An 11,263-nucleotide genomic window follows, 5' to 3' on the forward strand; every position below is an offset into this window, starting at 1 on the left:
GGATCGAATAGGTCCGCCTTGTTGCAAGCGGTATAACAACTGTAATTCAGTAAGTTAATGCTTTCAACCGCCGCAGGGCGCAATGAGGCGATCGCCGCGTGATACACTGGCCGCTGAACCAGCAAGAGGGCGGCAGGATGGAAGCGGTACGCGCAGCGATAGAGAAACAGGTGCTCAGCCTGACCGGGCTGGCGCTCGGCGGCGTCGATTTTGAGAATCCGCCCGGCGATCCGGGGCTGTTCGGCCCGCAGTCTGTCATCTGGCAGGTACATCGCGATTTCACGCCGATGCTGTGCGGCGGCGTCAGCGCCTTGCTGCTGCAAATGCTGCACCCGCTGGCGCTGGCCGGCGTATGGGATCACTCCAATTTTCGCGACGATATGATCGGCCGCCTGCGCCGCACCAGCCAGTTCGTGTCGGTCACCACTTTCGGCCCGACCGCCGAGGCGGAGCGGCTGATCGCCAAAGTCAAAGCCATCCATCTGCGGGTAACCGGCGTCGGCGGCGACGGCACGCCTTATGCCGCCAGCGATCCGGCGCTGCTGACCTGGGTGCACGTGGCGGAGAGCAGCCGCTTTCTGGCCAGCCACCTGCGCTACCGTAACCCCCATCTTTCCCGCGATTTGCAGGATCAATACTATCGTGAAGCGGCGCGCGTGGCCGCCGCGCTGGGAGCCACTGCAATACCTCAGTCCTGCGCGGAGGTCGAAGAATACCTGCAGGCGATGCGGCCGCAGCTGGTGTGCGATGAACGCACCCAAGAGGTGGCGCGCATTCTGCTGAAGGCGCCGGCGCCGAGCGCGTTGGCGCGCCCGCTCGGTGGGGTGGTGATGCAGGCGGGCATCGATCTGTTGCCCGACTGGGCGCAGCGGCAGTTCGGTTTTCATCCGGGCGCGCTGCGGCGGCGGCTGGTGCGAACGGGCGCCGCCGGTTTGGGCAAGGTGCTGGGCGCGTCGATGCGCAACGGTTCCTATCAGCGCGCGGTGCGGCGCATCACTCGGCCGTCATGAGCCGCAGCCGCTATAATTAGCCTTTGTTTATCTTCGTTTACGGCCGTTTTTGAGACTTTTACGGGTGATCCAGCCAGTAATGCGTTTTACACTTGGGGCAAAGCCACATTCCATTTTTGGCGCGCAGCCGATTCTGCCGCGCCCTGACCCTATTGAGGTGATATGAACGAGTCATACGTACTTGCTGAAGTCAGCAATGAGAACCAGACGCTGGTCGCGGTGGTTCAGCAAGATCACCGGGCAGCCTATTTTTACATCTATCCCGCCGAAGCCTACAGCGATCGCTATCAGGTGCGCGCCTGCTGGCTGCGCAACCTGGCCGCCGCGCCGCTGCAGGAGGATCGCGCCGCGTTGGAACAAGGGCAGCCGCCGATGCTGGCGGCGGAGTTTTGCCGCAACCTGGAAGGGGAAGCGCCGCTGAACCCGGAAGGGCTGATGGTGGTGTGGAGCGAAAGCGACGACGGCGCGGCCCTGTGGTATTACGGCCAACTGCTGGCGGTGATCCCCGGCTGGAGCCTGTATATCGACCATTCGGTGTGCTATTCGGCCAGCTGCATCAAGGAGAGCCCACTGGCCTATCCGCTCGGTTCGGCCTCGACCAACACGCAATATGCGCAGGCGGAAAGTACCCGGCAGTTTTGGCGCAGCTGGCAGCGTGAAGAGGGCAATCCGTGGCCGAAGATGCAGCGCGATTTTCAGGCGCGCTATGAGCAGCATTTCGGCCCTTCGGTAAAATATTACGCCATCGATCAGGGCAAGTGGCCGCCGATGGCCATCACTCAGCACGAGCGCGACGGCATCTATTACTTCCTCACCATGGGGGTCAGCATCCGGCCGATGCCGTGGGTGGAGATCCTGTTCAACGACGAGGCTTCGCGCTATCGCCGCATGGAGATGGCGATCGCCATCGACAGCCAATACATGACCGAAGACAACGCGGTGCAGATGGCCAGCGCGCTGGCCGGTTTCGCGCACGCGCCGTGGGCGCGGTTGACCTGGATCGGCGAAGGGCACACGCTGGAGTCCGACGTGGCGCCGTTGGGCTACGAAGGCTATATTTTATCGTCGTCCTTCTATCCGCATCACGCGCACCTGGCGTTGCCGCAGCAGTACGGCGACCCGGTGAACCTGTTTTGGGCCAGCCCGGTGTTTACCGCCGAGCGCCAGCTGGCGCACGCCACGCCGAACGGCGGGCACGATCTGGTGAACCGGCTGCGCGAGCAGGGCGTTGACCACATTTTCCGCCCGCGCCAGCCGGTGTGCTGACGCTATTTATCTTCTCTTCGGGAGCCGCCATGACCACCGCGCTGTTGATTATCGATGTGCAGGAAGGGTTGTTTACGCCGCCGCCGGCGGATGCCGCGGGCACCGTTGCGCGCATCAATCAGTTGAGCGAGCGCGCCCGCCGGGCGGGCGTGCCGGTTGTCGTGATTCAGCACCACACGCCGGACGACGAACTGCCGCACGGCAGCGCCGCCTGGCAAGTGCTCGCGGCGCTGAAGGTGGAGCCGGGCGACCATCGGGTGGATAAAACCACGCCGGACTCCTTCCTGCGCACCTCGCTCGGCGCGTTGCTGATCGCCAACGGCGTATCGCAGCTGGTGGTTTGCGGCTACTCCACGCCGTTTTGCATCGATACCACGGTGCGCAGCGCCGCGGCGCGCGGCTATCCGGTGACGCTGGCGGCGGATGCGCACACCTGCCACGACAAATCCTATGCCGACGGTTTGCTGATCCGCACCCACCATAACGAGACGCTGTCGAATATCGACAGCTTCGGCGTGCCGATCCGCGCCGTGCCCGCGGCGGACATCGTGTTCTGAGAACGGAAAACGGGGGCCAGCGCCCCCGTTCGTTATTTCAGGCCCGCCCGCCGCGCCGCCACCTTGGCCAGTGCGGCCCAGTCCAGATCCGCATCCCCTTGCGCCATCGCGTCGAGGAAGTTGTCCTTCAGCACCCCGGCGAACGGCATCGGCGTATGGCTGTCGGCGCCGGCGGCCAGCGCCAGCCCGACGTCTTTCAACCCCAGCGCCAGCCGGAATCCGGCGGGTGAATACTTCTCGGCGGCGATCAGCGCGCCATAGCCCTGGTAAGCCGGGGCGGCGAAGACGGTGCCGCTCAGCATCTGCAGGTAGTCGGCGCCGGACACGCCATAGTTGCGCACCAGCGCGCTGCCTTCCGCCATCGCTTCAATGGCGCTGGCCAGCGTAAAGTTGGTGGCGATTTTGACCACGTTGGCCTGCGCCGGATCGGCGCCGAAGTGCCAGGTTTTCTGGCCGAGGGCATCGAACAGCGGCTGCGCTTGCTTCAGCCGCTCGCTATCGCCGGCCGCCAGAATATTCAGCTTGCCGGCGGCGGCCACGTCGACCCGCCCCAGCACCGGCGCGGCGAGGTAGCCGATGCCGTGTTCCGCATGCAGCGTCGTCAGGCGTTTGGCGAGTTCGACCGAGATGGTCGCCATATTGATATGTAGCGCGCCCGGTTTCATCCGCTGCAGCAATCCGCTGTCCACCACCACCTGCTGCGTGGCGGCATCGTCGGCCAGCATGGTGATCAGCACGTCGGCATCGGCCAACTGTTCCGGCCGTTCGGCCTGCCGCGCGCCGGCGCTCACCAGCGGCTGCGCCGCCTGCGGCGAGCGGTTCCATACCGTTAAGGCGAAGCCCGCCTGCAACAGGTTGGCCGCCATGGCGCTGCCCATCCCACCCAGTCCGGCAAATCCGATCTTCATCATGCGCTCCTTTTTCAGGTTGAAGGTTTTACCCTAGCGCGCCAGGCCAGGAACGCAAATGCCGGAGTGTAACGCCGTCTTACGCGCCGGCGGCGGGCTATTGACGCGCTGCCGCGGCGGGTATACCTTGATGGCATGAATATATCGATGCACTCCACCCACAATCAGTCATGGTGGCGCCTCTTCTGAGGCGGCACGAGTATTCACATCTCTTTTTAATGCCGCCGGTTTGGCGGCATTATTTTTTGTGGCGTTGATCCGGCGGTCTACAGACCTTCAGGAGCACTGTCATGAGCTACACCATTCTTACCGGCGATCGCGCCACCGGCCCACTGCATTTAGGCCACTTCGTCGGCTCGCTGCGCCAGCGCGTCGCACTGCAGCACCAGCATAACCAAACGGTGATGGTGGCGGATCTGCAGGGCCTGACCGACAACGGCAACAACCCGCAAAAAATCAGCGCCAACGTGCTCAACGTCGTGGCCGACTATCTGGCGGTCGGCATCGATCCGCACAAGACCACGATCTGCCTGCAGTCGGCGCTGCCGGCGTTGGCCGAACTGACGATGTACTACCTTAATCTGGTCAGCGTGGCGCGGCTGGAACGCAACCCGACGGTGAAAAACGAAATCGCCGAGAAGGATTTCGCCCGCAGCCTGCCGGCCGGTTTTCTGATCTATCCGGTCAGCCAGGCGGCGGACATCACCGCCTTCGGTGCCACCCACGTGCCGGTCGGCGAGGATCAACTGCCGATGCTGGAGCAAACCAACGAGATCGTGCGGCGCTTCAACCACATCGTCGGCCAACCGATATTAACGGAGTGCCAGCCGCTGTTGAGCAACGTTGGGCGTCTGCCGGGGCTGGACGGGCAGGGCAAGATGTCGAAATCGCGCGGTAACGCCATCCCGCTTGGCGCCGGCGCCGACGAGGTGCACAAGGCGGTGATGAGCATGTTCACCGATCCCGGCCATCTCAACGTCAGCGATCCCGGCCGGGTGGAGGGCAACATGGTGTTCACCTATCTGGACGCCTTCTGCGAAGACGCCGCGCTGGTGGCGGAACTGAAGGCGCACTACCGCCGCGGCGGGTTGGGGGACGTGAAGATCAAACGGCTGCTGGAGGATTGTCTGCAGAGCCTGCTCGAACCGATCCGCACCCGCCGCGCCGAATTCATCGCCGATAAAGGCGAGCTGACGCGCATCCTGCAGCACGGCACCCGCCGCGCGCATCAGGTCAGCCAGCGGACGCTGCAGCAGGTCAAGGCGGCGCTGGGGCTGGACTTCTTCACCCTGGCGTGAGGTGCACACCGGGGCGGCACGCGTCACGCCCCGGCCATAAAACCATCATCCCACTGTCATAAACTTATCCGTTAATAGGTGCCCATAATGATTAGCCACTGAAACCAGAGAAATCATATGGCTCAGGCACTGTTAAAATTGGCGCAGCACGAGTTCCCAGGGCAGCACGCCGCCGCATCCCGCAAAGTGTTATCGGTAAAGGGGCTCGGCAAGGCCTACAAAGCGCAGCAGCGCGTGCTGGATGACATCAATTTCGATCTGCACGCCGGCGAATTCGTGGCGGTGATCGGCCGCTCCGGCGCGGGCAAGTCCACGCTGTTGCATACCCTCAACGGCACCATTCCTTCCAGCTGCGGCGAGATGCTGCACTTCGAAGACGATGGCGTGGCGCAGGATATCGCCCAGCTTGCCGGCCGCCAGATGCGCCAGTGGCGCGCGCGCTGCGGCATGATCTTCCAGGACTTCTGCCTGGTGCCGCGGCTGGACGTGATGACCAACGTGTTGCTGGGCCGCCTGAGCCACACTTCCACCCTGAAATCCTTCTTCAAACTGTTCGATGACGCCGACCGCGCTCGCGCCATCGAGCTGTTGCAGTGGCTCAACATGCTGCCGCACGCGCTGCAGCGCGCCGAGCACCTCTCCGGCGGTCAGATGCAGCGCGTCGCCATCTGCCGCGCGCTGATGCAAAACCCGCAAATCCTGCTGGCCGATGAGCCGGTGGCGTCGCTCGATCCGAAAAACACCCGCCGCATCATGGACGCGCTGCAGAAAATCAGCGAAGACGGCATCGCGGTGATGGTGAATCTGCACTCGGTCGAACTGGTGAAAGAGTATTGCTCGCGGGTGATCGGCATCGCCCACGGGAAGATCGTGTTTGACGGGCATCCTTCGCAACTGAACGAACGGATCCTGCACCAGCTGTATGGCGAAGAAGCCAATCAGATCCATTGAAGCACTTTTGACCTTTACCCTTTACACACAAGGCACACCTGATGAAAAAAGTATTGAGTCTGACCACCCTGATGGCCGGCGCGATGATGGTATTTAATGCTGCCGCAGCGGATGCGCCGAAAGAGCTGAACCTGGGCATTCTCGGCGGCCAGAACGCCACCCAGCAGATCGGCGATAACCAATGCGTGAAGCAGTTCCTGGACAAAGAGTTGAACGTCGATACCAAGCTGCGCAACTCGTCCGACTATTCCGGCGTGATCCAGGGCCTGCTGGGCGGCAAGATTGACCTGGTGCTGAGCATGTCGCCGTCGTCGTTCGCCTCGGTCTACATCAAGGATCCGAAAGCGGTGGACATCGTCGGCATCGCGGTCGACGACGTTGACCAGTCGCGCGGCTACCACTCGGTGGTGGTGGTGAAGGCCGGCAGCCCGTACCAGAAACTGGAAGACCTGAAAGGCAAGGCCATCGGCTTCGCCGATCCGGATTCGACCTCCGGCTTCCTGATCCCGAACCAGGCGTTTAAAAAGCTGTTCGGCGGCACGGTCGACAACAAATACAACAACACCTTCTCCAGCGTCACCTTCTCCGGCGGCCACGAGCAGGACATCCTCGGCGTGCTGAACGGCCAGTTCGAAGGCGCGGTGACCTGGGCGTCGATGATTGGCGACTACAACACCGGCTACACCAGCGGCGCGTTCACCCGCATGATCCGCATGGATCACCCGGACCTGATGAAGCAGATCCGCATCATTTGGCAGTCGCCGCTGATCCCGAACGGCCCGATCCTGGTGAGCAACTCGCTGCCGGCCGACTTCAAGGCCAAAGTGGTCACCGCCATCAAGAAGCTGGATAAAGACGATCACGCGTGCTTTATCAAAGCGATGGGCGGCAAACAGCACATCGGCGACACTACCCTGGCGGAATACCAGACCATCATCGATATGAAGCGCGAGCTGACCAAAGGCGACCGTTAATTCCCGGCTGCCTCGGCCGTTCGAATGAAGGGGTTCAGCATGCTGAACCCCTTGTTCCATCAAGATGGAAGACCTGCATTGAATACCGATTTCGCACACTATTACCAACGGATCCGCAGCAAGCAAAAGCGCGAAGCGCTGCTGTGGTCGCTCGGGCTGGTGGTGTTGTACCTGGGCGCCGGCAACCTCGCCGAGTTCAACCTGCACACCGTCTGGGTGTCTATTCCGCACTTCTTCGACTATCTGGCCGAAACCGTGCCGACGCTGCACTGGAACCTGCTGTTCGCCGATGGGCGCACCGAAGGCTCGCTGGCCTACTGGGGCTATCGCCTGAACATCCAGCTGCCGCTGATCTGGGAGACCCTGCAGCTGGCGCTGGCGGCGACCATTTTCTCGGTGCTGGTGGCGACCGTGCTGGCGTTTCTGGCGGCCGGCAACACCTATACCCCGGCCTCGGTGCGGCTGGCGATCCGCACGCTGGTGGCGTTCTTGCGCACCATGCCGGAGCTGGCGTGGGCGGTGATGTTCGTGATGGCGTTCGGCATCGGCGCCATTCCCGGCTTCCTGGCGCTGGCGCTGCACACCATCGGCAGCCTGACCAAGCTGTTCTACGAATCGATCGAAACCGCCTCCAACAAGCCGGTGCGCGGGCTGGCGGCCTGCGGCGCCACGCCGCTGCAGCGCATGCGCTTCGGCCTGTGGCCGCAGGTGAAGCCGGTGTTTCTCTCCTACAGCTTCATGCGGCTGGAGATCAACTTCCGTCAGTCGACCATTTTGGGGCTGGTGGGGGCGGGCGGCATCGGCCAGGAGCTGATGACCAACATTAAACTCGACCGCTACGATCAGGTCAGCATGACGCTGCTGCTGATCATCGTGGTGGTTTCCGTGCTCGACTACGTGTCGGGCGAGCTGCGCAAGCGCGTGGTGGAGGGGGCAAAATGATAGCGGGCACTCCGGCGTCGGCGGAAACGCTGCGCCAGCTAAAACAGCAGCATCCGGCGATCTTCGCGCAGCAGGGGCGTTACCTGCGCACCGTCGGCCTGATCGCCTTGGCGATCGTGCTGTACTACGTGTTCTTCTTCCTGGTCTTCGGCATTAGCTGGCCGCAGTTTATCAACGGCTGCCAGCAGTTGGGGCGCTATTTCCTGCGCATGTTCGTCTGGCACGACTTCGCCAACTGGCCGTTCATGTACTACTTCCAGCAGATCGGCATCACCATCGCCATCGTGTTCGCCGGCACCATCACCGCGTCGCTGATCGCGCTGCCGCTGTCGTTCTTCGCCGCGCGCAACGTGATGTCGACGCCGCTGCTGCGGCCGATTTCGGTGCTGGTGCGCCGCTTGCTGGACGTGCTGCGCGGCATCGACATGGCGATCTGGGGGCTGATCTTCGTGCGCGCCGTCGGCATGGGGCCGCTCGCCGGGGTGTTGGCTATCGTGATGCAGGACGTCGGGCTGTTGGGCAAACTGTACGCCGAAGGGCACGAGGCGGTGGACAAGTCCCCCAGCCGCGGCCTGACGGCGGTGGGCGCCAACGGGTTGCAGAAGCACCGCTACGGCATTTTCACCCAGTCGTTCCCCACCTTCCTGGCGCTCAGCCTGTATCAGATCGAGTCCAACACCCGCTCTGCGGCGGTGCTGGGCTTCGTCGGCGCCGGCGGCATCGGCCTGGTGTACGCGGAGAACATGCGGCTGTGGAACTGGGACGTGGTGATGTTCATCACTCTGATCCTGGTGGTGGTGGTGATGATCATGGACAAGGTCTCGTCGATGCTGCGCAACAAGTACATCATCGGCGAAGACATCCCGCTGTATCAGCAAAAAAGCCAAATCGATTGAGAAACCCCTTTCCGATCCCTATACTGCCGCACATTCAAGGTGTGCGGCCATACCCGTCATACTTGGAGTTGCCTCTTTGTTGGCTGCATTTGCGCGCCCCGGTCACATAGTTAACTATGCTCCGGGGGCTTACAAATTTGCCGCCGCGATGCAACTCCAATTATTTTGGGTATGGGGCATTTTTTACAATGCGCACGTCCCCGTTAGACAAATAAGGCAATGCAATCCCATGATGAACAACGACGTGCTGCGCAGCGTGCGCTATATGCTGAGCATTAACAACGCCAAAATGGTCGAGATTATCAAACTGGACGATTTCGAGGTGGCGGTGTCGGCGATGGACGCTTACGTGATCAAAGAAGGCGAGCCGGGCTACGAGAAGTGCCCGGACGAAGTGATGGCGCACTTCCTCAACGGCCTGGTGTTCTTCAAGCGCGGCAAGGACGACAAGTTCCCGGCGCCGGCGGTTGAACTGCCGATCACCAACAATCTGGTGCTGAAAAAGCTGCGCGTGGCGTTCGAGCTGAAAGACACCGATATGCACCAGATTTTCACCGCGGTGGACTTCCGCATCTCCAAGCCGGAGCTGAGCGCGCTGTTCCGCAAAGAGGGCACCAAGAACTACCGCCCGTGCGGCGATCAGATGCTGCGCTACTTCCTCAAAGGGCTGGCGCAGCGCATTCGCGGCGAGTAACGCGCAGCGTTCACCGAACATCAGGCGCAATCGCAAGGTTGCGCCTTTTTTATTGCCCCTCTCCCGCCCGCCGTTGTTGTACTGGCCCTCAGCCATCCGCCATTGATGGTGGGCGTGCCGCCCATCCGGTTACTTTCTCAGGGTTCGTTCAATTCAATGTCGATTGAAACGTAAAATCCAGAGGAGTAGTTCAATGGCTCAAATGTCAAAAGAAGATCCGCAGTTTAACGCCGCTCAGGTCAATGACGGCGGCGAATTCGCTGAATATACCCCTGAACAGTTCGGCGCCGTAGGCGATGGCCTGGCTGACGATCGAGATGCCGTCAGCGCCATGTTCGCTAAAGTGGCGATTGACGCCGCTAACTCGATGAAAAAACGCCAGGTCAGAATGGCGAATGTCTATCGGTTGACGTTGGGTTCGGCTTGGCAGCCTCTGCAGATCCCTAGCAACTGCCATATTTATGGCGGTGGTGAAATTCACTTGGATGACGATACGCCTCAAATCAACATTTTTAATACCGTTGAACAGTCGAATTTCATCGTGGAAGACCTGAGGATCACGAGAAAGGTGACTCAGAAAGATGCAGATCCTATTTGGTGGTATGCCACTCGCGCGTGTACCGGCATGGCTTTCACCCGTTGTGAACACTTCACCGTGAGAAATTGTGTCATCAGTATGCATACTGATGCTTTGGGCCTTTCTGACTGTACGTCAGTTACCCTTGAGAACAATTTACTTAAAGATTTGGGAGAGGAACCTATCGCAGTTCGTGGCGGCCGCCATATTACGATCCAGAATAACGAGCTGACGAATCACCAGGGTGACGGGATCTTGCTGAAAACGGGCGTGAACCGAGATGCTTATGACATCTTGATTGTGAACAATCATATTCATGATGGACATAAACCCGCTAAACCCGCTGGGGCCGGGCATACGCAAAGAGGGGGCGGGGTGACATTGAATAATGAAGTGACCGGCACGCCTCATTCATTCACTAACCTGACCGTTGCCAATAACCATATTGTTAATACCAGCTATGGCATCTCGCTGGGTGGAATCAGTGACATTAATATCTCTAATAACTATATCAAAACGATTGAAAGGTTCGGCATTCAGATCGACTATTCCTTAGTAAATAACCCCACCAAAATCCCTACGAATAATTCACGAATTATTGGGAATCACGTTGAAGATACCGTTGAGAATGGCATCGACTATCACGGCAATAACGATATTTCTGTCGCGGAGTCCGTTATCGCAGATAACTTTTTAAATTACTGTGGTACCTCCACGACGTCGGCCTTCAATGGCATTGCCGCAACGGAGGCGACCCTCTCAGGCAATATTATCAATAACTGCAAGGTCGCTCTGTTCGCCAATAGCTGCGTGATGACCGGCAACAAGATAACCAACTCCGGATGGACCAGCAGCCAGGTATGGATCAAGCTCTATGGCGACCGTACGGTGTTTTCCGGCAACCGGGTAACGGACTCTGATTTTGGCTATATCCGCTTTTTGAATGGGAAAAACGCCATTATTGAAGGGAATGTGATTAAGCTTGCTGCGCCTGCTCGGGCGCTGGAGTTAGGCGGGGCATTTGACGAAACGACCCTCATTGGCAAGAACGCCTGGGATTGCGCTTTTAAACCGATTCTCTCTACGATTGCAGGGGTAACTGGCAATCAACTCATTCAGTATTCCTTCCCGAATGAAGGCGTGCCCCACATTACCCCTCAGATGTTCGGCGCGAAGGGCGATTGGAATGA

The 11,263-nt window shown here is 60.3% G+C and carries 11 protein-coding genes; 10 read left to right on the forward strand and 1 reads right to left on the reverse strand.

What is annotated here, in order from left to right; translation table 11 throughout:
• Positions 1-137 precede the first annotated feature (137 nt).
• The 3 genes from ADK28_RS12165 (at position 138) to ADK28_RS12175 (ending at position 2,833) form a co-directional block, all read left to right on the forward strand.
• The gene (locus tag ADK28_RS12165; RefSeq protein ID WP_016928595.1) at positions 138-1,010 is read left to right on the forward strand and encodes an oxygenase MpaB family protein; all 873 of its coding nucleotides are present in this window, start codon (positions 138-140) and stop codon (positions 1,008-1,010) included.
• A gap of 162 nt (positions 1,011-1,172) precedes the next feature.
• Complete coding sequence (locus ADK28_RS12170) at positions 1,173-2,276, forward strand: suppressor of fused domain protein (RefSeq protein ID WP_016928594.1); 1,104 nt, start codon at positions 1,173-1,175, stop codon at positions 2,274-2,276.
• A gap of 29 nt (positions 2,277-2,305) precedes the next feature.
• Complete coding sequence (locus ADK28_RS12175) at positions 2,306-2,833, forward strand: cysteine hydrolase family protein (protein WP_048795765.1); 528 nt, start codon at positions 2,306-2,308, stop codon at positions 2,831-2,833.
• Between the two features lie 32 nt (positions 2,834-2,865).
• Here the strand turns inward: ADK28_RS12175 and ADK28_RS12180 are convergent, their stop codons facing one another.
• Positions 2,866-3,741, reverse strand: a complete 876-nt coding sequence (locus tag ADK28_RS12180; RefSeq protein ID WP_033640976.1) for an NAD(P)-dependent oxidoreductase — start codon at positions 3,739-3,741, stop codon at positions 2,866-2,868.
• A 290-nt stretch (positions 3,742-4,031) separates the two neighbouring features.
• On the opposite strand from ADK28_RS12180, the gene trpS reads away from it, so the two are divergent.
• From trpS to ADK28_RS12215, 7 genes are all read left to right on the forward strand, one after another.
• Positions 4,032-5,039, forward strand: a complete 1,008-nt coding sequence (gene trpS, locus ADK28_RS12185; protein ID WP_048795766.1) for a tryptophan--tRNA ligase — start codon at positions 4,032-4,034, stop codon at positions 5,037-5,039.
• 117 nt (positions 5,040-5,156) lie between these two features.
• On the forward strand, positions 5,157-5,990 hold the full coding sequence (gene phnC / locus ADK28_RS12190) for a phosphonate ABC transporter ATP-binding protein (protein ID WP_004939485.1): 834 nt from the start codon (positions 5,157-5,159) through the stop codon (positions 5,988-5,990).
• Positions 5,991-6,031: 41 nt separating this feature from the next.
• Complete coding sequence (gene phnD, locus ADK28_RS12195) at positions 6,032-6,964, forward strand: phosphonate ABC transporter substrate-binding protein (protein WP_004939482.1); 933 nt, start codon at positions 6,032-6,034, stop codon at positions 6,962-6,964.
• Between the two features lie 78 nt (positions 6,965-7,042).
• Positions 7,043-7,906 (forward strand): phosphonate ABC transporter, permease protein PhnE, encoded by an 864-nt coding sequence (phnE, locus tag ADK28_RS12200; protein WP_016928590.1) that lies wholly within the window; start codon positions 7,043-7,045, stop codon positions 7,904-7,906.
• Positions 7,903-8,802, forward strand: coding sequence for a phosphonate ABC transporter, permease protein PhnE (phnE, locus tag ADK28_RS12205; protein ID WP_025302015.1), 900 nt, complete (start codon positions 7,903-7,905; stop codon positions 8,800-8,802). Before phnE (ADK28_RS12200) ends, phnE (ADK28_RS12205) begins: the two co-directional genes overlap by 4 nt.
• Positions 8,803-9,031: 229 nt before the next feature.
• Positions 9,032-9,496: a DUF1456 family protein gene (locus ADK28_RS12210; protein WP_016928588.1), complete on the forward strand. Its 465-nt coding sequence runs from the start codon at positions 9,032-9,034 to the stop codon at positions 9,494-9,496.
• A gap of 193 nt (positions 9,497-9,689) precedes the next feature.
• On the forward strand, positions 9,690-11,263 hold a 1,574-nt coding region (locus ADK28_RS12215; RefSeq protein ID WP_048795767.1), incomplete at its 3' end, for a right-handed parallel beta-helix repeat-containing protein.

The sequence above is a fragment of the Serratia sp. 506_PEND genome (genome assembly GCF_001076875.1).
Lineage (GTDB): Bacteria > Pseudomonadota > Gammaproteobacteria > Enterobacterales > Enterobacteriaceae > Serratia > Serratia marcescens.

Coding starts and splice junctions, on each gene's coding strand:
- ADK28_RS12165 (WP_016928595.1), top strand. CDS start 138: ATGGAAGCGGTACGCGCAGCGATAGAGAAACAGGTGCTCAGCCTGACC.
- phnC (WP_004939485.1), top strand. CDS start 5,157: ATGGCTCAGGCACTGTTAAAATTGGCGCAGCACGAGTTCCCAGGGCAG.
- trpS (WP_048795766.1), top strand. CDS start 4,032: ATGAGCTACACCATTCTTACCGGCGATCGCGCCACCGGCCCACTGCAT.
- ADK28_RS12180 (WP_033640976.1), bottom strand. CDS start 3,741: ATGAAGATCGGATTTGCCGGACTGGGTGGGATGGGCAGCGCCATGGCG.
- ADK28_RS12175 (WP_048795765.1), top strand. CDS start 2,306: ATGACCACCGCGCTGTTGATTATCGATGTGCAGGAAGGGTTGTTTACG.
- phnD (WP_004939482.1), top strand. CDS start 6,032: ATGAAAAAAGTATTGAGTCTGACCACCCTGATGGCCGGCGCGATGATG.
- ADK28_RS12210 (WP_016928588.1), top strand. CDS start 9,032: ATGATGAACAACGACGTGCTGCGCAGCGTGCGCTATATGCTGAGCATT.
- phnE (WP_025302015.1), top strand. CDS start 7,903: ATGATAGCGGGCACTCCGGCGTCGGCGGAAACGCTGCGCCAGCTAAAA.
- ADK28_RS12170 (WP_016928594.1), top strand. CDS start 1,173: ATGAACGAGTCATACGTACTTGCTGAAGTCAGCAATGAGAACCAGACG.